The following is a 23,834-nucleotide window of genomic DNA, read 5'->3' on the forward strand; positions in this document are numbered from 1 at the left end:
TTCGGGCAGTCATTGCCCGTACAGACTCTACCTTGCGGATTTCATGCCAAATCACGGCGGTTAAGGTTAAGAGATGGTTTCGGTTGAGATGCAGTGCCTGTCGTGACATTGTCCCGCATCGCTTCGACTTTCGGAGTTCAGCACAACCTGCCCGGGCCCAAGGTCTTTCCTTGAGCTCCCGGTCCGCCGCCCGGCACTTCGGGCGGCTTTTTTTTTAACAGGCGCTCCTGTATGGCTGTGGCCTCAACGAGGCAAAACACAGATGAATGAGCAGACGGCCGAGCCGCATAAGGCGCCAGAACCTCCCGAGGTCCAGCCACCGGCACGGCCACCGCGCGAACCGGTCTTTAATCTTCCACCGGCACTGCTCTTCAGCCTTTGCCTGCTTGGTATCATCTATGCGGTGCAGGAGCTCCTGCTGTCCGACGATGCGCTGAACTGGCTGTTCTTCACCTTCGGCTTCGTTCCCGCCCGTTATGTGATTCCGCTGTCGCAGCAGGGACCGGAGCTGTTCTGGACGCCGGTCACCTATTCGCTGCTGCACGGCAGCGTCCAGCATATCCTCTTCAACGCTTTCTGGCTGATGGCCTTCGGCGCGCCGGTCGTGCGCCGCATCGGGACGCTACGCTTCGTGCTCTTCTGGGTCTTTTCCGCCATTGCATCAGCCGCCCTGCACGCGGTCCTGAACTGGGGGGACGTGTCGCTGCTGATCGGCGCGTCGGGCGTCATCTCCGGGCTGATGGGCGCCGCCTGCCGATTCGCCTTTCCGGCCGAACGACGGCCGATGGCACCGGCGCATCTCAATCCCCGGCTTTCCATCGTCGAGGCGCTGAAGAGCCGCACCGTCATCATCTTCATGCTGCTCTGGCTGGTCGGCAATGCGCTGATCGCCGTCGGCATCCCTCTCGTCGGCGATAGCGACCAGCCGATTGCCTGGGACGCACATATCGGCGGCTTCGTCTTCGGCTTCCTGCTGTTTTCGCTGTTCGATCGGGCGCCGCGCCCGCCTGTGATGGAACCCGCCGGAATGGAGAAGGATATGTTGCAATCCTGAGCCGGGCAGTGCACGATCTACATATCCGCGATGGGGGGAGAAACCGCCGCGGATGCCTGTGACAAGTGTTTCACGGACATAGGAGGTTCGAATGACCAGTTCAGTCAAAGCAATCCTCGACCTGAAGGGCAGGGACGTCGTCACCGCCGGGCCGAACGCCACCGTCGCCGAGGCGGCCGCCATCCTCAGCAAGAAGAAGATCGGCGCCATCGTCGTCGTCGGCATGGAGAACCGGATTTCAGGCATGTTCACCGAGCGCGATCTCGTGCATGCGATCGCCAAACACGGCAAGGACGGCTTGGACCAGGCGCTGGCCAAGGTCATGACCGCGAAGGTCTACCGCTGCCATGAGGAGACGACCGTCAACGAGCTTATGGAGCTGATGACCAGCCGCCGTTTCCGTCACGTGCCGGTGGAAAGCAACGGCAAGCTTGCCGGCATCATTTCGATTGGCGACGTGGTGAAATCGCGCATCGCCGAAGTCGAGCGTGAGGCCGAGGAAATCAAGGCCTATATCGCCGGCTGAGGTTTTCGCCGGCCATGCTCGACCGATGTCGTTGTCGCAAAACCGCTGCAGGCTTGTGGACGGCCTGCATCAGGGGTGGCTGGCGTAGACTTCCTGCATGCGCTTGATCTCGGGGAGCCTGGCTCTGGCTTCCTCGTAGCCGCGTTCGATCGCCTCGCCAGCCCGGTGAAATTCGGAAAGGCCGATATAGCTGAGACGCGGCTGCAGCGAAATATCAGGCGGGTCGCCGGCAAGGCGGGCGCGGGCAATCCTGTCCTGGATGATGTTGAAGGCCTGCACCATGACGCCGGTCATGCCGAGGCGCGCATAGGGCGCTTCTTCCTGTTTCTGCACTTCCTGGGCCGACAGGCTGGCATTGTGCCGGACGACGGCCGAGCGGCCGTAGAGATCGTAATTGAGATTGACGGCGACGACGAGCGGCTGCTCGTAGGCGCGGCAGACGGAGACGGGGACGGGATTGACGAGTGCGCCGTCGACCAGCGTGCGGTGATTGCTGCGCACCGGCTCGAAAATGCCAGGCAGGGCATAGGAGGCGCGCAGCGCCGTAATCAGCGAACCATTGGCGATCCAGACCTCGTGACCGGTATTGACCTCGGCCGCGACCGCAACGAACGGCCGATCGAGATCCTCGACGTTCAGGCCTTCGAGATGTTCCTGCATGCGCTTGGTCAGCCGCATGCCGCCGAACAGGCCACTGCCGCCGATGGTGAGATCAAGGAGACTTGCGATGCGGCGCATTGTCAGCGAGCGCGCGAAGCTTTCGAGTTCATCGAGTTTGCCGGCGAGATAACAGCCACCGACCAGCGCGCCGATCGAGGTGCCGGCAATCATGCCGATCTCGACCCTTGCCTCGTCGAGTGCGCGCAGCACACCGATATGGGCCCAGCCGCGGGCAGCGCCGCCGCCGAGTGCCAGCGCGATCTTGATTTTCTTTTGAGGCGCCGGAGGTGGGAGCATCTCGAGCGTCGTCGACATATCGGAACCGGAACCCTCGCCTTCAGAGCTTTGACGATGCAGACTCCAGCTCAGCATGGCGCTCTCCCCTCCCAGCAGAACACTTGGTTCCCGATAGTGTGCCCGATCAGTTTCCAAATGGTATATAGAAGCTGTTTCTGGCGCAATAAGGAGCAAATGCCGGGAAATTCTGGCTATTTTCCGTAGACATCCTGCGGATCGAAATGAAGCTCGTCGTCGACGATATCAAGCATCGGCTTTCCGTCTCGAAGCGTGATCGTCCGGTAGAAACAGGAGCGGCGGCCGGTGTGACAGGTGGCGTCGTGGCCGGCGACCTCGACCTTCAGCCAGATAGCGTCCTGATCGCAATCTGTGCGGATTTCTTTGACCGTCTGGAAATTGCCCGAGGTCTCGCCCTTCTTCCAGAGCTTGCCGCGCGAACGGCTGAAATAATGCGCCGTGCCGGTCTGGATGGTCAGCGCCAGCGCCTGGGCATTCATATGCGCCACCATCAACAGCTCGCCATCGCCGGCGTCGGTGACGATCGCGGTGATCAGGCCACGGTCGTCGAAACGCGGCGTGAAATCGCCGGCGTCTTCCAGCGCCGACTTGTCCTCGGATGGTTGATTGAAGATCAGTTGACTCATCGCGGCCCTCCTGAGGGAGCCGGTATCAGCGGCTCCGCACCATGGTCATGAAACGGGCCTGATCGGCCGGCTCAGTCTTGAACGTTCCCGTAAACATCGTCGTCAACGTGGTCGAGCCCTGCTTCTGAACGCCGCGCATCGCCATGCACATATGTTCGGCCTCGATCAGCACTGCGACACCGCGCGGATTCAGCGTATCGTCGATTGCCCGGGCGATCTGGGCGGTCATCGTTTCCTGGGTCTGCAACCGACGGCCATAGATCTCGACGACACGGGCAATCTTCGACAGGCCGAGCACACGCCCGTCCGGCATGTAGGCAACGTGGGCCTTGCCGATGATCGGCACCATGTGGTGTTCGCAATGCGAGTAGAACGGAATATCCTTGACGAGGACCATGTCGTCGTAACCGGCGACCTCCTCGAAGGTGCGGCCGAGCACGTCTTCCGCCGCCATGTCGTAACCGGAAAAAAGCTCGCGGTACGATTTGACGACGCGGGCCGGCGTTTCGAGCAGGCCTTCACGCGTCGGGTCGTCGCCGGCCCAGCGCAACAGAACGCGAACGGCTTCCTCCGCCTCCTGCTGGGAGGGGCGATCCGAGTCGCGGTTCGTCTGCGGAAAGTTTTTTACGATTGCGTCCATGAACAATGGTCTCCTGGTCCGCACCGCGGACCCATCTGTCGGAATCGCCACTGGTCAATCCCATGCGGGAATTCATGCACCTTTGGCAGGCTCCGGGGCTTTCAGGGCACATTCAGCCCGTCCGGCACGGTTTCCCAATCAAACTTACACGAGGCCATTGCATTTTCATGGCCTTCGAACGACATACATATAGGAAGACGGCCATTATATGTAAGTATCCTCAGACGACACGGTGTGTTTTTTGTTTTGACGACAATAACACCCCTGCAGAGGCCGATCCGCAGCGATCTTGGAGCGGAAATCCAGTATGGATGACATCTACAACAGCAAAATCCTCGAATTCGCCGGCAATATTCCGCTGACCGGAACGCTTGATGATGCCGATGCGAGCGCCCAGGCCCATTCCAAGCTCTGCGGCTCGAAGGTGCGGATCTGGCTGAAGATGGACGGGGATACCGTGACCGGCTTTGCCCATGAGGTGAAGGCCTGCGCGCTCGGACAGGCCTCGTCCTCGATCATGGCCCGCCATGTCGTCGGCGCCACATCGGGCGAATTGCGCCAGGCGCGCCAGGACATGCTTGCCATGTTGAAGGCGGACGGGGCCGGGCCTCAGGGACGCTTCGAAGACATGCGTTATCTGCTGCCGGTGCGCGACTACAGGGCCCGCCATGCCTCGACGATGCTGACCTTCGATGCGGTCGTCGATGCGATCGGGCAGATCGAGGCGAAACGGGCGGAAGTTGTCGAGGCATAACCGAGATGTGCGAATTCTGCGCCCCGCAGGCTGACGATGAGGATGACGGCGGCGCCGCCGGACCCGAAAAGCCGCGCGAAAAGGCCGCACGCACCTCCCGCAACTATGCCGGTCCGTTCCGCAAGACCCCCGACCGTCTGCTCGGCATGGGGCTCGTCCGCCTCTACCAGCTGACGCTGTCCGGCTTCATCGGCAATTCCTGCCGCCATATCCCGACCTGCTCCGAATATGGCTACGAGTCGATCGCCCGCCACGGCCTTTGGGCCGGCGGCTGGATGACGCTGTTTCGCGTCGGCCGCTGCGGCCCGGGCGGCACCAGCGGCCTCGACCAGGTGCCGGAGATGCTCGGCGACAGCTTCCGCTGGTGGACGCCGTGGCGTTATCTCGCCCTCGGACGCAAGAGAGGCTGACCGCCGTGACGATGCCCGGCGAATACAGGCGTGCATCGGAAGACTTTGACCATTATCTCGATGATATCAGAGCCGATACGCTGATCGACAGCCGAAATGTGGTCTACATCATGACCCAAGGGGTCTTTCAGACGTTCCGCCGCCGCCTCGATGTGGCAGACGCGCTCCGGTTCGCCGATGTGCTGCCGCCGGTGCTGCGTGCGATCTTCGTCGCCGACTGGAATCCCGACGAGGCCAAACGGTCCTTCGAGGATCGTGCGCCGATGACGCGGGAGGTGCAGTCACTGCGCGGTGACCATAACTTTTCCCCCGACACAGCCATCCGAGACGTGGCGATGGCTGTGCGAAAACATGTCGACGCCGCCGCATTCGACAGAGTGCTGACGACCTTGCCCGACGGCGCAGAGGAGTTCTGGCAGCCATGAGCACCTTCATCGCCCTTCTGCACAGCATTGTCCTGGCGCCCGACCGCCGCGTCGTCATGCAGGATTTGCGCGCACTTGCCGAAGAGCTCGGTTATCGCGAGCCGCGCACGCTGGTTTCCACAGGCAATCTCGTCTTCGAGGCCGACGAGATGCGGCCGCACGAACTCGAGACCAGCTCGAGGAGGGGTTTGAAGAAAAGTTCGGCAAACATGTCGATATCATCGTGCGCAGCGACTGCACCTGGATGGCGCTTTGCAGCACCAATCCCTTCAAGGACGGCAATGGTGACCAGGTCATCGTCCGGGTGATGCGCCTGCCGGTCGACCCCAAGAAGGTGGAGGCGCTGAAACCGCTGATGACGGAGGGACAGCGCATCGCCGTCGTCGGCGGCGATCTCTGGATCGATTTCGCCGGCAAGCCGAGCCAGTCCAAGCTGCTTTCGGCGCTGACCACCAAGCGGCTCGGCGTCGGTACGATGCGCAACTGGAACACCGTGCGTGGGCTGACTGAAATGATCATATAGCCCGGGCTTCGTCTTTACTCAGACAGCAAATCTGGCTATCAGGCGGCTGCGCATTCAGCTCCGCGGAGGCGCTTTCATGTCAACCACCCGCATTCGTTGGCGGGACTGGACAAGGAGAATTTCGATGTCCCAAGCTATTTCCCTGACATTTCCCGATGGTTCCGTGCGCGGCTACGATGCCGGCGCAACCGGCCGGGATGTCGCTGAATCCATTTCCAAGTCGCTCGCCAAGAAGGCAGTGGCCGTTGCTATCGACGGCACCGTGCGCGACCTTTCCGACCCCGTGACGACGGGCAGAATTGAGATCATCACCCGCAATGACGACCGCGCGCTGGAACTCATCCGCCACGACGCGGCGCATGTCATGGCGGAAGCCGTTCAGGAGCTGTGGCCCGGCACCCAGGTGACGATCGGCCCGGTCATCGAAAACGGTTTCTACTACGACTTCGCCAAGAACGAGCCCTTCACACTCGACGATCTGCCGAAGATCGAAAAGAAGATGAAGGAGATCATCGCCCGCAACGCCGCCTTCACCAAGCAGGTCTGGTCGCGCGAAAAGGCGAAACAGGTCTTCGCCGACAAGGGCGAGCAGTACAAGGTCGAACTCGTCGACGCGATCCCGGAAGGGCAGGATCTCAAGATCTATTACCAGGGTGACTGGTTCGACCTCTGCCGCGGTCCGCACATGGCCTCGACCGGTCAGATCGGCAACGCCTTCAAGCTCTTGAAGGTGGCCGGCGCCTATTGGCGCGGCGACAGCAACAATCCGATGCTGAGCCGCATCTACGGCACGGCCTTCGCCGAACAGTCGGAGCTCGACAACTATCTGCATATGCTTGCCGAAGCCGAAAAGCGCGATCACCGCCGCCTCGGCCGCGAGATGGATCTCTTCCATTTCCAGGAAGAGGGGCCGGGCGTCGTGTTCTGGCACGGCAAGGGTTGGCGTGTATTCCAGACGCTGGTCGCCTATATGCGCCGCCGGCTTGCCGGTGATTATCAGGAAGTCAACGCGCCGCAGGTGCTCGACAAGTCGTTGTGGGAGACCTCCGGTCACTGGGGCTGGTACCGCGACAACATGTTCAAGGTGACGGTCGCCGGCGACGACACCGACGACGACCGCGTCTTCGCACTGAAGCCGATGAACTGCCCCGGCCATATCCAGATCTTCAAGCACGGGCTGAAATCCTACCGCGAGCTGCCGATCCGGCTTGCCGAATTCGGCAATGTCCACCGTTACGAACCGTCGGGCGCGTTGCACGGGCTGATGCGCGTGCGCGGCTTCACGCAGGACGATGCCCACATCTTCTGCACCGACGAGCAGATGGCCGCCGAATGCCTGAAGATCAACGATCTGATCCTTTCGGTCTACAAGGATTTCGGCTTCGACGAAGTCACCATCAAGCTCTCGACAAGGCCGGACAAGCGCGTCGGTTCGGACGAGCTCTGGGACCGTGCCGAAGACGTGATGATGGGCGTGCTGGAGACGATCCAGCAGCAGTCCAACAACATCAAAACCGGCATCCTGCCGGGCGAGGGCGCTTTCTACGGGCCGAAGTTCGAATATACGCTGAAGGATGCGATCGGCCGTGAATGGCAGTGCGGCACGACGCAGGTCGACTTCAACCTACCGGAACGTTTTGGCGCCTTCTACATCGACAGCAACTCCGAAAAGACGCAGCCGGTGATGATCCACCGCGCCATCTGCGGCTCGATGGAACGCTTCCTCGGCATCCTGATCGAGAACTTCGCCGGCCACATGCCGCTCTGGGTATCACCGCTTCAGGTGGTGGTCGCAACGATTACCTCGGAAGCCGATGCCTACGGGCTTGAAGTGGCCGAGGCGCTGCGCGAGGCCGGTCTCAACGTCGAGACCGACTTCCGTAACGAGAAGATCAACTACAAGGTCCGCGAGCATTCGGTCACCAAGGTTCCTGTCATCATCGTCTGCGGCAGGAAGGAAGCCGAGGAGCGCACGGTCAACATCCGTCGCCTCGGCAGCCAGGAACAGGTTTCGATGGAGCTTGACGCTGCCGTCGAGAGCCTTGCCCTTGAAGCGACACCGCCCGACATTCGTCGCAAGGCCGAAGAAAAAAGCCAAGGCGGCCTGAAATAAGCCGGATTTGACAGCGCCGGGCGTGGCGCTGTCAGAAATCCGATATGCAACCGCAATATAGCCACCGTGAACGTACGACGCCGTCTTCTCGATGGTGTCGCCGTGCTGCGTCGTCATGAGACGCAGCTGATCAAACGAAACCAGTAAAGCTAAAATCAATCGAGGCTGGTGTCGTCGCCGCCCTGCGGCACGAGCTGTTCGTAGGAGGGCAGTGGCGCCACCGGGGCCGGCTGGACGCCTGGCGGGGGCGGCGTGCCGACTGGCACTTGTTGCACCGTGCGGGCAGCATCCACCGGTGGCTGCGGCTGCTGGTCCTTCATCAGAACCTCGACATCGGTGTTCCTGCCGGCGACGACGGTGAAATCGCGCTGGTAGATCTTGTCCTTGTTGCGGGCGACGGCGGAATATCCGCCTTCGGCGAGGACCATGGTCGGGAAGGCACTGACACTTTCGCCGACGCTGTCGCCGGCCGCGGTCAGAATTGACCATGCCGTATCGGCGATCGCCTCGCCGCCGGCATCGGAGACCAGCTTGAAGGTGATCTGCGCGGCGCGATGCTGAATCGTCGCCTCGGTCAGCTTGCCGGCCTCGACCTGGATGTCGGCGCGGATCACGGCGTTGACGCTGCCATATTCGGAAACGATGTGATAGGTGCCGGCATTGAGGCGGACGATGGTATTCGGCGAGACATCGGCCATGACGAGGCCGCGCTCGCCATCGTCGCGCACTTCCGAAGAATAGATCGAGAAGCTCAACTGGTCGGGGCGGATGCGGGCGTCGGTGCCGGAGACGGCATTGAGCAGCAGGCCGCCGGCATCGAGCACCATCACCTGCTTGTCGACCTCGCCTTCAGCGGGCACGGTCAATTTCTTGGTGACGCCGGCGCGGCCGAAAGAGACGTTGACGAAATAATCACCGGGGGCGAGCTGGAAGGCGGCAGGTCCGCCCTTGGCGCTGGCGATCAGCGGCAGCTTGCCGTCGGCTCCGGCGATCGGGCTGAAGACGTACCAGGAGAGGCCTTCCTCAACCGGCGCGCCGTCCGCCGTCAGCTTGGCCTCCATCGGGACGTCGTGCAGCTTGACCCCTTCGGGCACCGTGCCGGGCGCGATGAAGGCATCGAGCTTCGGCATCTTCGGCGTCGATTCAAGCTGTTTGAATCCCTTGAAGGCATCTTGAGCGCCGGCGCCGAGGGGCATCAATACCATCAGGGCAATGGCAAGGCCGATGCGTGCAAAAGGCAAAATGCCAAACATCTGTTTCGTGAACCGATTGACTTCTGAAATCGCAAAGGCCACTTCAAGACCAACGCGGTGGCAAATTCAAGACCCACCCTTTGCAGCAGCATAAATAATGAGAGCCTCTCCCGCATGAAATCCGATATCAAGCTGATCGACTACCTCGCCGTGCGCCGCTCCATCCCCGCTTTCCAGATGTGCGAACCAGGCCCCGAGAAGGCCGAGATCGAGGAAATCCTGCGTCTTGCCTCGCGTGTTCCCGATCACGGCAAGATCGCCCCCTGGCGCTTCATCGTCTATCGCGGAGAGCAGCGCGTGCGTCTCGGCGAGGAGCTTCTGACGCTGGCACTTCATTCAAAACCCGACCTTTCCGAAGAGATGATCGAGGTCGAGCGCAGCCGTTTCACCCGCGCGCCCGTGGTCGTCGCCGTCGTCAGCAAGGCGGGGCCGCATATCAAGATCCCGGAATGGGAGCAGTTGATGTCGGCAGGCGCGCTTTGCTTCAATGTCATTCTCGCCGCCAACGCCAACGGTTATGTCGCCAACTGGCTGACGGAGTGGTTCGCCTATGACAAGCGCGCCTATCCGCTGCTTGGCGTCCGGCCTGATGAAAGGGTGGCGGGCTTCATCCATATCGGCTCGACGACATTTCCGGCAATCGAGCGGCCTCGGCCGGAGCTTGGCGACACCGTGACCTGGGTCGGCGGAGACGATTGATGTTCTATACCACCGATAGCAACCGGCATGGGCTTGCGCATGATCCTTTCAAGGCGATCGTGTCGCCGCGCCCGATCGGCTGGATCGGTAGCAAGGGCAGGGACGGCTCGATCAATCTCGCGCCTTATTCTTTTTTCAATGCCGTTGCCGATCGGCCGAAGCTGGTGATGTTTTCTTCCGCCGGAAGCAAGCACAGCCAGCGCAATGCGGCCGAGACCGGCGTCTTCACCTGCAATTTCGTCAGCCGCGATCTCGCCGAGAAGATGAACCTTTCCTCGGCGGCGCTGGCCTACGGCGACAGCGAATTCGATTTCGCCGGCCTGACGCCGAAGCAGGCCGAACTGATCGACGCGCCCTATGTCGGCGAGGCTTTCGCGGTGCTCGAATGCAAGGTGACCGAAATCATCGAGCCGAAGACGCTGTCGGGCGCGCCGTCCGAAAACGTCCTGGTCTTCGGCGAAGTGATCGGCATCCGCATCGACGAAGCGATCGTCAGGAACGGCCGCCTCGACATGTCGATTGCCCGGCCTCTCGCCCGCATGGGCTATATGGATTACAGCGATGGCAGCGATGTTTTCGAGATGGTCCGGCCGCAACTTCCACCAATTGAAGGCTAATCGCAAGGCATACAAAGGCTTAAGAAATATGGTGAACCAATCTTAAACCTTTTGCCGCTACGGTCGCAGCATTGAAAAGAGCGCGAAAGAATCGCGTTGAAGTGCTGGGGCGTCGCGTGATCGTAGAAGCTTTTCTTCGTTGGGTCGAAACGGCCAAGACAGGCGACCGGGCCCGGGCCGCAAGCGCTCTCGGGCGAGCCTATCTGCAGTCCGAAATGTCCGGCGACGAACGGGTGGCGGCCGAGATGGCGATGACCTTTCTTCTCGACGATCCGTCGCCGCGCGTGCGGCTTGCGCTTGCCGAGGCGATCGCCTGGTCGCCCAATGCGCCGCGCAGTCTGATCCTTTCGCTTGCCGAGGACCAGCCCGAGGTTGCCTGCCACGCGGTGACCTGTTCGCCGCTTTTGAGCGATGCCGATCTGGTCGACCTTGCCGCGCGCGGCAACGGCGCTACCCGCATGCTGATCGCGGCGAGGGCGCATGTGACTCGCCCGGTTTCCGCCGCCCTTGCCGAGGTCGGCGACGAAGAAGAGCTGCTCTGCCTGCTCGAGAACGACGGGGCGGCGATCTCCACTCCGTCGCTGAAACGCATCGCGGAGCGGCTTGGCGACTGCTGTGACATCCGTAACCTGCTTCTGGACCGCAGCGATCTTCCGGCCGATGCCCGCCAGCTGCTCACCCAGCATGTCAGCAATGCGCTGGTTAACCTGCCGCTGGCGCAGGCGGCGATCGGCCTGCAAAGGCTGGAACGGATCAGCCGCGAGGCGACCGAGGCTGCCATCGTTTCGATAGCCGGCGACGTCGCGCCGCGCGAAATACCCGATCTCGTGACGCATCTGCGCCTTAGCGGCCGGCTGACGCCGTCCTTCCTGATGCATACGCTCTGCGCCGGCAAGGTGGATTTCTTCGCCGGCGCGATCGTCGACCTGACCGCGTGCAGCGAGCGCCGCGTGCGTTCGATCCTGGCAACCGGGCGCATGCATGCCGTGCGTGCGCTCTATGAGTCCGCCGGCCTGCCCAGGGATATCAGCGTCGTCTTCGTCGAGGCGACGATGCTGTGGCGCGACGCCGCCAGAAAAGCGCCGGCGAGCGTGCTCGGCAATGTCTGCGGCCGTCTTCTCGAAAAATTCCGCCATCACGACGCGCATGGCGCGATCGGCGAACTGCTCGACATGGTGGAAAAGCTTAGTGTCATCGAGCAGCGACAATCGGCCCGCATCTATGCGGCGCTTGCGGCGGCCTAATCAGCTAGCCGCGTCGCCACCCAGGAATAGCTGGCGGAGACGAAATGCAATGGCTTGCTGAGTGTGTCTCTGACGCTTCTGCCCGAGGGCAGATGGGCGCGGACCTCGCCGGCGATGCCTTCAGCAAAACCGGCGATCCTTCCTGCTGGTTCCTCGGGCGCTGCGACAGCGACCTCGGGCGCCGCGGCGGGCATGGGCGCCGGCTTCGGCGGCTCGGCGACGGCGATGGCTTTCGGCGCCTCGCACACTGCGATCACCGAGGGATAGTTGACGTTCACATAAGTCTTCAGCCGTCGTTCGGCCTCGGCATCGCAGGCGGCAACGGTTTCCCAGCGTTTATCGACCGTCGCGACATAATTGCACTGGCTGATGGAATCGTCGCAGCCGAGAATGGTCATCGCGATCAGCAACGCTTGCATCTTCTGCTTCCTTGATTATTGAGCACTTCATCGTCTTAGAGGGAGCAATTCCAACCGAATGAAGGCAACGACATTAACTCTTCGTCATATCGGGGAAATTGTGCCCCGCGCCAGTAGAAGGAGCCAGCATGTCTGTCACCATTGCCCTGGAGCCGCCGCGCCAGGAGGGCGTCATCCGGCTTCTCGATCTTTCCGATGCCTATGCGCAATCGCTCTATCCGGCAGAAAGCAACCATCTGGTCGACCTCTCCTTACTGGAGAAACCTTCGGTGAGCTTCCTCGTTGCGCGTAACGGCGATGCGATCGTCGGCTGCTGCGCGCTGGTCGAGGCCGGCGATGGCACGGCGGAAATCAAGCGCATGTTCGTCGATCCCGAGGCGAGGGGGCTGAGGATCGCCAGTGGCCTGATGAATGCGCTCGAAGCAATCGCCGGGGAAAAGGGGCTGACGGCGATCCGGCTCGAAACCGGCATCTACCAGCCGGAGGCAATCGCGCTCTACCGCAAATACGGATATCGGGAAATCGAGCCTTTCGGCAGCTATCTGCCGGATCCGCTCAGCCTGTTTATGGAAAAGCGGCTGGGGTAACCCATCTGCGAAGCTATGTTCAGCCTTCGGCGACGCGCGGCATGGCCTTCGGCGAACCGGGGACTGGCGGCGGGGCCTGATCGTCGATAATGATCTGCGGTCCGCTTTCGCTCTTGTCGGCATTGCGGGCTTCGTGGATCCATTCGCGCCAGATGGCGACGATCAGCGCCATCAGCACCGGGCCGATGAAGATGCCGAGAAAACCCATCGTCTTGACGCCGCCGACAAGGCCGAAGAAGGTCGGCAGGAAGGGCAGCTTGATCGGACCGCCGACGAGTTTCGGCCGCAGCGTCTTGTCGACGATGAAGAGCTCGACCGTGCCCCAGACGAAGAGACCGATGCCGGCGACATGCGAGCCGCTCGCCAACAGATAGATGGAGACCAGCGAGAAGGAGAGTGGCGCACCGCCCGGTATCAGCGCCATCACGCCGGTCAGCACACCGAGCGTCACCGGCGAGGGCACGCCGGCAATCCAGTAGGCAAGGCCGAGCACTATGCCTTCGCCGATCGCGATCAGCGTCATGCCCATGACGGTGGAACTGATCGTCGCCGGCACGACGCGGGAAATGCGCTCCCAGCGGTTCGGCAGGATGCGCTCGCCGAGCATATCGATCTGCTTGGAGAAGGAGAAACCGTCGCGATAGACGAAGAACAACGCGATCAGCATGAAGAGCAGCGTCAGCAGCAGGTGGAAGGCGCCGCCGCCGGCCGCAAGTACGGCGCGGTAAATGTTGCCGATATTAGCGCCGCTGACCGCCTGGATGACTTCGCCGAGCGCGCCGGGACTGCCGATATATTTTGTCCAGACTTCATCGAGATAGGCGCCGGCCCAAGGCAATGCGACGATCCAGTCAGGCGTTGGGGCGCCGGCGCGGTTGGCGTGGATTGCCCAAGTGACCCAGGTGCGTACTTCGCCCGTCGTATAGGTCACAGCAAGCCCGATCGGGATGACCAGGAAAGTGATGATCATGATGATGGCGATGGTCGCGGCGATCGTCGTATTACCGCCGACGCGGGCAAGAAGCTTGCGGTAGAGTGGCCAACTGGCGAAGCCGATGACGAGGGCTGCGAGCACCGGCACGAGGAAGCCGTAGAAGAAATAGACGCCGGCAGCGACGACCAGGACCAGCAGCCAGCGCGCCGCCGAAATGGAGGGAATCAGCGGCGTGCGCGTCTGCGCCGACGATCCGAGCCATCGCGGTTCATGATTGCTTTTCTGACGGTCGAACACACCCACGCGCGCCTCTTCTTTTTCTTGTACTCTGGTTATGGGCCATCAACCCGGCGGTTTCAAGGTCCGCACCATGAAAGCGTATACAAAGCGTCGCTATTCGACCCTCAGACCCGGGCGTCTTACTGCTGCGGGCGGCTGAGAATCTTGAAGGCGTAGAATTGCGTCTTCTGGCTGGTCGAAAAATTATTATCGGAGCCGAGAATGAGAACATCGGTGCCGTCCTTGGCCTTGCCGAGCGACATGGCCTCGATATTGTCGGGAACGAGGCCGATCGCCCTCAAATCGAGGACCTGGCTCTTGCGGGCGGGGACGACGCGCTGGTCGTTTTTGGCGAGGGACGCGATGGCGGATACATCGGTGGCGTCAGTCAGATCCATCATCATGATCTTGATGCTGTTGCCGAAGCCCTGGGCATAACTGCGCTCGACGGCGAGCATCTCCGACATGCCGTTGTCATTGCCGCTGTCGGCCTTGGTGGCGGCCTGCGGGATCGGCGAGACCGGATAGACGTACTCGGCCTTCGGCTCGCCGGTGGCGCTGTCGTAACGGACGATGCGCGACAGGCTGCCTGACGTCAGCGAAGGGTTCGGGCCATCCTGGTAAAGGGCCGCTTCGACACCGACAAAAACGTCGCCTGAGGGCGCGATGGCAAGATCCTCGAAGGCGAGGTTGTCACGGATGCCGGTCGACTTGTCCGCGGTCGGCGCAAAGCCCTCCGGCAGCTTGAATTCGCGGACAAAGGAACCGTCCGGCGAAGCGACGCGGACGAAGGGCGGAAGCAGCGCCTTGCCGTCGCCTTCGCTGCCCCAATAGATGCCGTCCTTGCCGCGGCGGATCGATTCCGGATCGACGGTCCGGGCAGCGAAGGGCTCGCCGTTCTTATCTTTCAGCGTCACCTGCTTGACGACCGAAACGCCCTTGAGGCCCGAGGCATCGAGATCGACGTCGAGTTCGTAGAAGCGGGCCGGGCCTCTTTCCGAGCGGTCGTCGCTGATGGCGAGATAGTGGCCGGTGGCGGCATCGAAATCGAGGCCGGAAATGCCGCCGAATTCGACGCCGTTTTCCATGTGGCCGGTGGGAATGACGAATTCACCGAGATAGGAGAGCGAAATGCCGGCGGCACAATCGCCGAAGGGGCAGGCGGTCGCGAAGGTGGCCCCAATATCTGTGGTGCTGGCGGTGACGGTGCTGGACAGGAGAATGAAAGCGGCAGCCGCGAGAAAACGCTTGGTCATGACAAATATCCGGCAAGGGTTGAAAACGGTTCGACCGGCGCAAATGCTCCCAGGGGAAGGCGCGCCGACCGCTTCATGCGCCGGTTGTTTGACGGAGTTGTTACGGTTCTTCGTCAGTTCCGTGAAATCGTGAATACTAAAATGCGTGGCGACGAACCCGTGTCTGTCCGACCGCTCGGCGCGCTCGATGGCATACGCTAGATATCGAGATTCTCCGCGAAAGCCGCGCGATCCTGGATGAAGCGGAAGCGGGCTTCGGGCTTGGTGCCCATCAGATCGTCGACGGCGGCGCGCGTGCCTTCGAAATCGATCTCGTCGATCAGCACCTTGAGCAGGGTGCGCTTGGACGGATCCATCGTGGTTTCCTTGAGCTGAGCGGGCATCATTTCGCCGAGGCCTTTGAAACGGCTGATCTCGACCTTGGCCTTGCCATTGAACTCCGTCTGCATCAACTCGGCGCGATGATTGTCGTCGCGGGCATAGGCGGATTTCGAGCCTTGGGTGATTTTGTAGAGCGGCGGCACGGCGAGGAAAAGATGGCCGCCACGCACCAGTTCCGGCATCTCCTGATAGAAGAAGGTGATGAGCAGCGAGGCGATGTGGGCGCCGTCGACGTCGGCATCGGTCATGACGATGATGCGCTCGTAACGCAGGTCTTCGTTGCGGTATTTCGACCGCGTGCCGCAGCCGAGCGCCTGGACGAGATCGGCGAGCTGCTGGTTGGCGCCGAGTTTTTCGCGGCCGGCGCTGGCAACATTGAGGATCTTGCCGCGCAGCGGCAGAATGGCCTGGTTGGCGCGGTTACGCGCCTGCTTGGCCGAACCGCCTGCCGAATCGCCCTCGACGATGAAGAGCTCGGCACCCTCGGCAGTGTTCTGCGAGCAGTCGGCGAGCTTGCCGGGCAGGCGCAATTTGCGCACCGCAGTCTTGCGGTTGACTTCCTTTTCCTTGCGGCGGCGCAGGCGCTCCTCGGCGCGTTCGATCACCCAGTCGAGCAGCTTGGCCGACTCGTTCGGGTTATCGGCAAGGTAATGGTCGAAGGGATCGCGCAGCGCGTTCTCGACGATACGCTGGGCCTCGACGGTCGCAAGCTTGTCTTTGGTCTGGCCGACGAATTCCGGCTCGCGGATGAAGACCGACAGCATGCCGACGGCCGAGATCATCACGTCGTCGGTGGTGATCTGCGCGGCGCGCTTGTTCTGCGTCAGCTCGGCATAGGCTTTCAGGCCCTTGGTCAGCGCGATGCGCAGCCCCGCCTCATGCGTGCCGCCTTCGGGCGTCGGGATAGTGTTGCAATAGGAATGCACCTGCGGATCGCCGCCATACCAGGTGATCGCCCATTCCATCGAGCCGTGGCCGCTGGTCTTCTCGGTCTTGCCGGCAAAGATCTCGCGGGTAACGGTGAACTCCTTGCCCATCGTCGCCTGGAGATAGTCCTTCAGGCCGCCGGGGAAGTGGAAGACGGCCTTGTCAGGCACCTCGGAACCTTCGGGCAGCACGCCCGTCTCGCAGCTCCAGCGGATTTCGACGCCGCCGAACAGATAGGCCTTCGAGCGCGCCATGCGAAAGACGCGGGCGGCATCGAACTTCATATGATCCCCAAAGATCTGGGGGTCGGGATGGAAGCGCACGCGGGTGCCGCGGCGATTGTGGACGTCGCCCAACTCTTCGAGACCGCCCTGCGGCAGGCCGCGGGAGAAGCGCTGGCGATAGAGCTTGCGATTTCGCGCCACCTCGACCTCGAGGTCGTCGGAGAGCGCGTTGACGACCGAAACGCCGACGCCGTGCAGGCCGCCCGAGGTCTCATAGGCCTTACCGTCGAATTTGCCGCCGGCATGCAGCTTGGTCATGATGACTTCGAGCGTCGACTTGCCCGGCACCTGCGGATGGTTCTCGACCGGAATGCCGCGGCCGTTGTCGGAGACGGTGAGATAACCCTCGAGGTCGAGATAGACCTCGATGAAATTGGCGTGGCCGGCGACCGCCTCGTCCATCGCATTGTCGATGACTTCGGCAAAGAGGTGGTGCAGCGCCTTTTCATCGGTGCCGCCGATATACATGCCAGGGCGCATGCGCACCGGCTCGAGGCCTTCAAGGACGCGGATCGACGAGGCGCCGTAATCATCCGAGTTCGAGGCGGCGGGCGCGGGACGTGCTGAGGCTCCGGCAGCAGGGGGTGCTGCGGCGACCGGCGCAGCCGGAGCCGACGGCCGTTCGGCGGGCGCCGCAGGCTTCTGCGCCTCCTCGCGTTTTTCAGAGAGGGGCATTCCGGAAAAGAGGTCGTTGCTATCGTCCATGGAGCCGTTCAGATCTTCATCCTGTCTTAGGTCTGGCTTGGGCGGGCATCCGCCGCCGACCCAAAATCACCGCATTTCATGCCACGTTTGCGAATCAGGCAGATTTTGCCAGAAAGCACATCTATACGCGACACCGCCTGTTTTGGCGGGCTTTTCCCAAATGATTTGCGTTGCCGGGTGCGGAATGGCAAGCGGCAGCAGGCTTCAGGAACCATCCGAATGCGAATGTCCACAAGTCATTGCACCATCTTGACGGCAATTGCGGCGTTTTTCTTGTCCGCGGCCATCCTGTCCGCTGTTGGCCCGGCGCAGGCAGCCGATGCTTTGCCGCCTTTCAAGGACGACCTGTTTTCGAAGCAGGCCGTGCTGCAGACGGGCGATGACGGCGCCTTCGAGGTCATCGACTATGACGAGATGCGAGATATCAACGGCCGCGATCAGGTCCCGCAGAAGCGGGTGCAGCAGAAATATGTGGCGCTCGCCATCCGCAAGACCCAAGCGGACGAGACGCTGTCTGTCGACGGTATCAAGCTCGATGTCACCAGGGTGGGACCGGCCGCGAATGCCGCCTTCACTGTGATTTTCGTCCATGGGCGCGACGGTGACCGGCGGCTCGGCGCCAATGACTATAGCTTCGGCGGCAATTTCAACCGGCTGAAGAACCTCGTCGCCGGCAATGGCGGCGTTTATTATTCGCCGACGGTCAAGGGCTTCGACAGCAACGGCGTTGCGGCGATCGCCGGCCTCATCCGATATGCCAGTGCGCAATCACCCGGTCGGCCGATCATCCTTTCCTGCGCCTCGATGGGCAGCCAGGTCTGCTGGGGCATTGCGCGTGACAGCGACAGCGTCAAGCGGCTGAAGGGCATGCTGATCATGAGCGGCGTGACCGATCCCGATTTCACCAGGAGCGCCCTCTACAAGGCGAAGCTGCCGCTCTGGTTCGCCCATGGCAGCCGCGATCCTGTCTATGCCGCCGCCGCCCAGCAAGCGCTGTTCGAAAGCCTGCACAAGGCAAAATATCCGGCGCGTTTCACGCTGTTTCAGACCGGCAATCACGGGACGCCAATCCGGATGATCGACTGGCGCAGGGTGTTGAACTGGATTCTCGCCGGCTAGAGCGCAGCGGGCCGATGCGTGAATTCAAAATGCTACCTCAGCGTGCCTGATAAGACGCGCGGCGCTATAGCGGACGATTTTCGGCAGAAATATGCGCGGGATCGCAGAGATTCCCCTTACGTCAAGGGCATGATGCTTTTCTTTGCTGCAAGCTTTTGATATTGCCCAAGGCATAAGCAGATTGTGGAAGGCCGGCATGACCCCTGACGTGCGCCCGCTTGTGGCGGGAAATTGGAAAATGAATGGCATGCGTGCCTCCCTGGATCAGATCAAGACGATCGCCGAGGGTGTTCGCCCGCCGCTGGCCGACAAGGTCGAAGCGCTGATCTGCCCGCCGGCGACGCTGCTCTATGTGGCGACGGCGCTGTGCACCGACAGCCCGCTGGCGATCGGCGCTCAGGACTGCCATCAGAACCCATCAGGCGCACATACCGGCGACATCTCGGCCGAGATGATTGCCGATTGTTTCGGCACCTATGTCATCGTCGGCCATTCCGAGCGGCGCACCGACCATGCCGAAACGGATCATCTGGTGCGCGCCAAGGCGGAGGCTGCCTTCGCCGCAGGGCTGACGGCGATCATCTGCATCGGCGAGACGGCGGATGAACGCCGGACAGGCCAGGCGCTCGACGTCATCAAGCGCCAGCTTTCCGCCTCGGTTCCGGACGGCGCCACCGCTGAGAGCACAGTCATCGCCTACGAGCCGATCTGGGCGATCGGCACCGGCGTGACGCCGACATCAGGTGATGTCGAAAAGGCGCATGCCTTCATGCGGGCAGAGCTTGCGGCCCGCTTCGGCGACGAAGGCCGGAAGATGCGTCTTCTCTATGGCGGCTCGGTCAAGCCGGCCAATGCCCATGAGCTGATGGGCATTGCCAATGTCGACGGCGCGCTGATCGGCGGAGCGAGCTTGAAAGCGGCCGACTTCCTCGCCATCTACCGGGCCTATGAGGCGCTGCTCGCCTGAGGCATTTTTTATTCCTGGGTTTATTCCCGAGTTTATTCCTGGCCGAAGGGCTTGGAATAGATGAAAGCCTCATGTAAAGAGCCGCCAGAATTCTTAACTTTGTCCGTCTCCAGGCGGGCAGGACTGGACCCATGCAGACCGTATTGATTGTCATCCATCTCATGATCGTGCTCGCCCTTGTCGGCGTCGTGCTCATCCAGCGCTCCGAAGGCGGCGGCCTCGGCATCGGCGGCGGTTCGGGCTTCATGTCGGCCCGCGGCACGGCCAATGCGCTGACGCGCACGACCGCGATCCTTGCGACCCTGTTTTTCCTGACCTCGCTCGGCCTCGGCATCCTGACGCGTTACGAGGGCCGTCCGAGCGACATTCTCGACCGCATTCCGGCAACAGGCGGCCAGGGCAACGGTATTCTCGATTCGCTCGGCGGCGCGCAGGCTCCGGCAACCCCGCCGGCCGGCAACGGCGTTCCGAGCAGCGGCGCGGCAGCACCCGCACCGCAGGCTCCCGCCGCTCAGGCGCCAGCAACTGGGGCGCCGGCAACTGGCACTCAGGCCCCGGCGGCCACCGCGCCTTCAACGACCGCTCCGGCAACGACTGCCCCGGCAACGCCCGCAGCTCCGGCCGCGCCGGCACCGGCTCAGCCCTCCGGCGTCCCGACGGGACAGTAAGCCGGTCTTCGACATAAACCGCCGGCAGGCCCTCGGGTCTGCCGGTTTTCTTTTGTTCAGATTCCTGCGCCACGCATCGAAAGTTCTGGAAAAGAATTTTTGGGCTGGTGGAATCGTTTTTGAAAAGGTATCCGGTGACTCCCATGGCGCGATACGTATTCATCACTGGCGGCGTGGTTTCCTCTCTCGGAAAAGGAATTGCGGCCGCGGCTCTCGGAGCGTTGCTGCAGGCCCGTGGATATCGGGTTCGGCTTCGCAAACTCGACCCCTATCTGAACGTGGATCCGGGCACGATGAGCCCGACCCAGCATGGCGAGGTCTTCGTCACCGACGACGGGGCGGAAACCGATCTCGATCTCGGTCACTACGAACGCTTCACGGGGCGTTCGGCGACCAAGACGGACAACATCACCACCGGCCGCATCTACAAGAATATCATCGACAAAGAACGGCGCGGCGATTATCTCGGCGCGACGGTGCAGGTCATCCCGCACGTCACCAACGAGATCAAGGATTTCGTCGTCGAGGGCAATGACGACTACGACTTCGTCATCTGCGAGATCGGCGGCACGGTCGGCGACATCGAAGCGATGCCGTTCATGGAGGCGATCCGCCAGCTCGGCAACGACCTGCCGCGCGGCACCGCCGTCTACGTTCACCTGACGCTGATGCCCTACATTCCGGCGGCCGGCGAGCTCAAGACCAAGCCGACGCAGCATTCGGTGAAGGAACTGCAGGCGCTCGGCATTCATCCCGATATCCTGCTGGTGCGGGCCGACCGCGAAATTCCGGAAGCCGAACGCCGCAAGCTCTCGCTGTTCTGCAACGTTCGCCCGTCTGCCGTCATCCAGGCGCTCGACGTCGCCAACATCTACGATGTACCGATAGCCTACCACAAGGAAGGCCTCGACGACGAGGTGCTCGCGGCCTTCGGTATCGAGCCGGCGCCGAAGCCGCGGCTCGACCCGTGGGAAGAGGTCTGCAACCGCATCCGCACGCCAGAGGGCGCGGTGACGATCGCGATCGTCGGCAAATATACCGGCCTCAAGGATGCCTATAAGTCGCTGATCGAGGCGCTGCATCACGGCGGCATCGCCAATCGCGTCAAGGTCAACCTTGAATGGATCGAGTCCGAGGTCTTCGAAAAAGAAGATCCGGCGCCCTATCTCGAAAAGGTGCACGGTATCCTCGTGCCGGGCGGCTTCGGTGAACGCGGTTCGGAAGGCAAGATCCACGCTGCCCGCTTTGCCCGCGAGCGCAAGGTGCCGTATTTCGGCATCTGCTTCGGCATGCAGATGGCGGTCATCGAGGCGGCGCGCAATCTCGCCGACGTGTCCGGTGCCTCCTCGACCGAATTCGGCCCGACGAAAGAGCCGGTGGTCGGCCTGATGACCGAATGGGTCAAGGGCAACGAGTTGCAGAAGCGCACGGCAGCCGGGGATCTCGGCGGCACGATGCGCCTCGGCGCCTACAAGGCGGCGCTGAAGAAGGGCACGAAGATCTCGGATATCTACGGTTCCACCGATATTTCCGAGCGTCACCGCCACCGCTACGAGGTCAATATCGACTACAAGGACCGGCTCGAAAACTGCGGCCTCGTCTTCTCCGGCATGTCGCCGGACGGCGTGCTGCCGGAGACGATCGAATATCCCGATCATCCCTGGTTCATCGGCGTACAGTACCACCCGGAACTGAAGAGCCGGCCGCTCGACCCGCATCCGCTGTTTGCCAGCTTCATCGAAGCAGCGACGGAACAGAGCCGCCTCGTCTGACGACTGACAGCCCCAGATCGCGTTGTTTCAGGCGCGATCTGGATAACATCCGTGCCTGCGCTAACTTGCCGGCATGACCCCTTCACGCAGCACCACCCTCTCACGCTTCATCGCAGCGCCGCGCGAGCGCATCTACCGCGCCTTCCTCGATGCAGATGCGGTCGCCACCTGGCTTCCGCCCGGTACGATGAAGGGCATCGTCCATGCCTTCGAGGGCAGGGAAGGCGGTGCCTTCAGCATGTCGCTCGTCTATCCCGACGACGAGGCATCGCAGCCGGGCAAGACCTCCGACAAGACAGACAAGTTCGAAGGCCGCTTTGCCAAGCTCGTGCCGGATGAACGAATCGTCTGGGCAACGGTCTTCGATTCCGAGGACGAGGGTTTTTCCGGCGAGATGACCGTCAGCACGATGTTGTCGCCTGTGGATGGAGGCACCGATGTGACGATGGTCTGCGACAATATTCCGTCCGGGATCCGCCTCGAAGACAATGAGGAAGGGTGCCGCTCGACGCTCGGCAAGCTGGCCGCCTTCGTCGGCGGTTGAGGATCGGCGGCAGGATATGCTGCCGCCGAATTCAACTTTCACGCAGCCGCCGGCAGCGGCCCGATATAGACCGAGCGTGGCCGGATCAGCCGACCGTCGAGCGCCTGTTCGCGCGCATGCGCCAGCCATCCGACGGTGCGGCCGACCGCGAAGACGCCGGTGAAGGCCTCACGCGGAAAGCCGAGCGCTTCGAGCAACAGCGCGGTATAAAATTCGACATTGACGTCAAGCGGCCGGTTCGGCTTGCGCGCCTTCAGGATCGCCAGTGCAGTGGTCTCCACGGCTTCCGCCAGAGCGCCGCGGGCGCTGTTCACCTGGCCCGTTGAGATCAACGGCTTCAGCGCGCCCTTCAGCGCATCAGCGCGCGGATCGCGGACGCGATAGATGCGGTGGCCGAAGCCCATCAGCCTTTCGCCGCGGTCGAGCGCTTCCTCGATCCACGGATAAGCATTCTCCGCCGTTCCGATCGCATCCAGCATGTCGAGCACGGGACCGGGCGCGCCGCCATGCAGCGGCCCTTTCAGCGCGCTCACCGCCGCGAGTACGGAAGAGGTGAGGCCGGCCTGCGTCGAGGCAATGACGCGCGATGCGAAGGTCGAGGCATTGAGGCCATGGTCCGATATCGTCACGAGATAGGTGTCGAGTGCCGCTGTCTGCTCCCTGGTCGGCAATTTTCCAGTCAGCATGCGCAGGATATCGGCCGCCTGCGGCAGCGAGGCGTCCGGCGCGATCGGTCTTTTGCCGCGTTGCTTGCGAAGGATCGCCGGCAGGAAAACTGCGGGCGCAGCCAGAAGGCTGAGAGCGGTATCGAAATCCTCGCCGTCGGGAAGGCGGGCGATCAGCGCCCGCATCGCATCGACCGGAGGCAAAGCGAGCAGGGCGGCGTCAGCGGCCTTGATGTGGCCGAAAATCCTCGTTCGCGCCTGCGCCAACCAGTCGCGCAATTCCGCTTCGTCGAAGCTTTTTTCCATCAGCCCATCGAGCAATAGGGCGGCGACGCCTTCATAGGTGCCGTTTGCAATCAGGTGATCCAGCGATACGCCACGGATGATCAGTCGTCCCCCTTCGCCATCGACATCCGAAAGCTGCGTTTCGGCGGCAATGACATCTTCCAAGCCGTTTTTCATGTTGTT

The 23,834-nt window shown here is 62.2% G+C and carries 24 protein-coding genes and 1 pseudogene; 16 read left to right on the forward strand and 9 right to left on the reverse strand.

Features of this window, described 5'->3' with window-relative positions; all coding sequences use genetic code 11:
* The first annotated feature begins 262 nt into the window (after positions 1 to 262).
* Positions 263 to 1,054 (forward strand): rhomboid family intramembrane serine protease, encoded by a 792-nt coding sequence (locus tag ACS4RR_RS14020; RefSeq protein ID WP_162117111.1) that lies wholly within the window; start codon positions 263 to 265, stop codon positions 1,052 to 1,054.
* A gap of 91 nt (positions 1,055 to 1,145) precedes the next feature.
* Entirely contained in the window at positions 1,146 to 1,580 is a 435-nt protein-coding gene (locus tag ACS4RR_RS14025) for a CBS domain-containing protein (RefSeq protein WP_260110889.1), read from the forward strand.
* Between the two features lie 69 nt (positions 1,581 to 1,649).
* Here the strand turns inward: ACS4RR_RS14025 and ACS4RR_RS14030 are convergent, their stop codons facing one another.
* The 3 genes from ACS4RR_RS14030 to folE all read right to left on the reverse strand — a co-directional run bounded on the left by ACS4RR_RS14030 (position 1,650) and on the right by folE (position 3,821).
* A complete protein-coding gene (locus ACS4RR_RS14030; protein ID WP_017964407.1) occupies positions 1,650 to 2,612 on the reverse strand; it encodes a patatin-like phospholipase family protein in 963 nt (320 codons plus the stop codon).
* Positions 2,613 to 2,728: 116 nt separating this feature from the next.
* Positions 2,729 to 3,181, reverse strand: coding sequence for a phosphoribosyl-AMP cyclohydrolase (hisI, locus tag ACS4RR_RS14035; protein WP_456188921.1), 453 nt, complete (start codon positions 3,179 to 3,181; stop codon positions 2,729 to 2,731).
* A 25-nt stretch (positions 3,182 to 3,206) separates the two neighbouring features.
* Entirely contained in the window at positions 3,207 to 3,821 is a 615-nt protein-coding gene (gene folE / locus ACS4RR_RS14040; protein WP_260110888.1) for a GTP cyclohydrolase I FolE, read from the reverse strand.
* Positions 3,822 to 4,128: 307 nt separating this feature from the next.
* Here folE and ACS4RR_RS14045 point away from each other — a divergent pair, with 307 nt between their 5' ends.
* From ACS4RR_RS14045 to thrS, 5 genes and pseudogenes are all read left to right on the forward strand, one after another.
* The gene (locus ACS4RR_RS14045; RefSeq protein WP_260110887.1) at positions 4,129 to 4,575 is read left to right on the forward strand and encodes an iron-sulfur cluster assembly scaffold protein; all 447 of its coding nucleotides are present in this window, start codon (positions 4,129 to 4,131) and stop codon (positions 4,573 to 4,575) included.
* Between the two features lie 5 nt (positions 4,576 to 4,580).
* The gene (gene yidD, locus ACS4RR_RS14050) at positions 4,581 to 4,985 is read left to right on the forward strand and encodes a membrane protein insertion efficiency factor YidD (RefSeq protein ID WP_222294856.1); all 405 of its coding nucleotides are present in this window, start codon (positions 4,581 to 4,583) and stop codon (positions 4,983 to 4,985) included.
* Positions 4,982 to 5,410, forward strand: a complete 429-nt coding sequence (locus tag ACS4RR_RS14055; RefSeq protein ID WP_456190144.1) for a DUF2267 domain-containing protein — start codon at positions 4,982 to 4,984, stop codon at positions 5,408 to 5,410. Before yidD ends, ACS4RR_RS14055 begins: the two co-directional genes overlap by 4 nt.
* A gap of 56 nt (positions 5,411 to 5,466) precedes the next feature.
* Positions 5,467 to 5,933 (forward strand): annotated as a pseudogene (locus ACS4RR_RS14060) (DUF1697 domain-containing protein).
* Positions 5,934 to 6,057: 124 nt separating this feature from the next.
* A complete protein-coding gene (gene thrS / locus ACS4RR_RS14065; RefSeq protein ID WP_456188922.1) occupies positions 6,058 to 8,046 on the forward strand; it encodes a threonine--tRNA ligase in 1,989 nt (662 codons plus the stop codon).
* A gap of 155 nt (positions 8,047 to 8,201) precedes the next feature.
* Here thrS and ACS4RR_RS14070 read toward each other — a convergent pair whose 3' ends face one another.
* Positions 8,202 to 9,299, reverse strand: a complete 1,098-nt coding sequence (locus ACS4RR_RS14070; protein WP_260110885.1) for an RgsD C-terminal domain-containing protein — start codon at positions 9,297 to 9,299, stop codon at positions 8,202 to 8,204.
* 114 nt (positions 9,300 to 9,413) lie between these two features.
* On the opposite strand from ACS4RR_RS14070, the gene ACS4RR_RS14075 reads away from it, so the two are divergent.
* The 3 genes from ACS4RR_RS14075 to ACS4RR_RS14085 all read left to right on the forward strand — a co-directional run bounded on the left by ACS4RR_RS14075 (position 9,414) and on the right by ACS4RR_RS14085 (position 11,859).
* A complete protein-coding gene (locus tag ACS4RR_RS14075) occupies positions 9,414 to 9,998 on the forward strand; it encodes a nitroreductase family protein (protein ID WP_222294861.1) in 585 nt (194 codons plus the stop codon).
* A complete protein-coding gene (locus ACS4RR_RS14080; RefSeq protein ID WP_222385067.1) occupies positions 9,998 to 10,615 on the forward strand; it encodes a flavin reductase family protein in 618 nt (205 codons plus the stop codon). Before ACS4RR_RS14075 ends, ACS4RR_RS14080 begins: the two co-directional genes overlap by 1 nt.
* Positions 10,616 to 10,716: 101 nt before the next feature.
* Positions 10,717 to 11,859: a DUF2336 domain-containing protein gene (locus ACS4RR_RS14085; RefSeq protein ID WP_260298733.1), complete on the forward strand. Its 1,143-nt coding sequence runs from the start codon at positions 10,717 to 10,719 to the stop codon at positions 11,857 to 11,859.
* Here ACS4RR_RS14085 and ACS4RR_RS14090 read toward each other — a convergent pair.
* A complete protein-coding gene (locus ACS4RR_RS14090; RefSeq protein ID WP_222385065.1) occupies positions 11,856 to 12,278 on the reverse strand; it encodes a hypothetical protein in 423 nt (140 codons plus the stop codon). The genes ACS4RR_RS14085 and ACS4RR_RS14090 overlap by 4 nt on opposite strands.
* Before the next feature lie 128 nt (positions 12,279 to 12,406).
* On the opposite strand from ACS4RR_RS14090, the gene ACS4RR_RS14095 reads away from it, so the two are divergent.
* Entirely contained in the window at positions 12,407 to 12,865 is a 459-nt protein-coding gene (locus tag ACS4RR_RS14095; RefSeq protein WP_222385064.1) for a GNAT family N-acetyltransferase, read from the forward strand.
* A 19-nt stretch (positions 12,866 to 12,884) separates the two neighbouring features.
* Here the strand turns inward: ACS4RR_RS14095 and ACS4RR_RS14100 are convergent, their stop codons facing one another.
* The 3 genes from ACS4RR_RS14100 to parE form a co-directional block, all read right to left on the reverse strand.
* Positions 12,885 to 14,102 carry an AI-2E family transporter gene (locus ACS4RR_RS14100; protein ID WP_222385063.1) on the reverse strand — a complete coding sequence of 406 codons (1,218 nt, stop codon included), beginning with the start codon at positions 14,100 to 14,102 and terminating at the stop codon, positions 12,885 to 12,887.
* A 116-nt stretch (positions 14,103 to 14,218) separates the two neighbouring features.
* Positions 14,219 to 15,334, reverse strand: a complete 1,116-nt coding sequence (locus tag ACS4RR_RS14105; RefSeq protein ID WP_456188923.1) for an esterase-like activity of phytase family protein — start codon at positions 15,332 to 15,334, stop codon at positions 14,219 to 14,221.
* A gap of 197 nt (positions 15,335 to 15,531) precedes the next feature.
* Positions 15,532 to 17,631 (reverse strand): DNA topoisomerase IV subunit B, encoded by a 2,100-nt coding sequence (parE, locus tag ACS4RR_RS14110; RefSeq protein ID WP_456188924.1) that lies wholly within the window; start codon positions 17,629 to 17,631, stop codon positions 15,532 to 15,534.
* A gap of 219 nt (positions 17,632 to 17,850) precedes the next feature.
* Between parE and ACS4RR_RS14115 the strand changes: the two genes are divergently transcribed.
* The 5 genes from ACS4RR_RS14115 to ACS4RR_RS14135 all read left to right on the forward strand — a co-directional run bounded on the left by ACS4RR_RS14115 (position 17,851) and on the right by ACS4RR_RS14135 (position 22,701).
* The gene (locus ACS4RR_RS14115; RefSeq protein WP_456188925.1) at positions 17,851 to 18,750 is read left to right on the forward strand and encodes an alpha/beta hydrolase family protein; all 900 of its coding nucleotides are present in this window, start codon (positions 17,851 to 17,853) and stop codon (positions 18,748 to 18,750) included.
* Positions 18,751 to 18,946: 196 nt separating this feature from the next.
* Positions 18,947 to 19,717 carry a triose-phosphate isomerase gene (gene tpiA, locus ACS4RR_RS14120; RefSeq protein ID WP_132609359.1) on the forward strand — a complete coding sequence of 257 codons (771 nt, stop codon included), beginning with the start codon at positions 18,947 to 18,949 and terminating at the stop codon, positions 19,715 to 19,717.
* Positions 19,718 to 19,848: 131 nt separating this feature from the next.
* The gene (gene secG / locus ACS4RR_RS14125; protein ID WP_072638396.1) at positions 19,849 to 20,385 is read left to right on the forward strand and encodes a preprotein translocase subunit SecG; all 537 of its coding nucleotides are present in this window, start codon (positions 19,849 to 19,851) and stop codon (positions 20,383 to 20,385) included.
* Positions 20,386 to 20,528: 143 nt separating this feature from the next.
* Positions 20,529 to 22,157, forward strand: a complete 1,629-nt coding sequence (pyrG, locus tag ACS4RR_RS14130) for a CTP synthase (RefSeq protein ID WP_222385059.1) — start codon at positions 20,529 to 20,531, stop codon at positions 22,155 to 22,157.
* 73 nt (positions 22,158 to 22,230) lie between these two features.
* Positions 22,231 to 22,701 (forward strand): SRPBCC family protein, encoded by a 471-nt coding sequence (locus ACS4RR_RS14135; protein WP_222385058.1) that lies wholly within the window; start codon positions 22,231 to 22,233, stop codon positions 22,699 to 22,701.
* Positions 22,702 to 22,739: 38 nt separating this feature from the next.
* Here the strand turns inward: ACS4RR_RS14135 and ACS4RR_RS14140 are convergent, their stop codons facing one another.
* Complete coding sequence (locus ACS4RR_RS14140; protein ID WP_222385057.1) at positions 22,740 to 23,828, reverse strand: citrate synthase/methylcitrate synthase; 1,089 nt, start codon at positions 23,826 to 23,828, stop codon at positions 22,740 to 22,742.
* Positions 23,829 to 23,834: the final 6 nt, after the last annotated feature.

The sequence above is a fragment of the Rhizobium zaerense genome (assembly GCF_051810725.1).
Classification (GTDB): Bacteria; Pseudomonadota; Alphaproteobacteria; order Rhizobiales; family Rhizobiaceae; genus Rhizobium; species Rhizobium leguminosarum_I.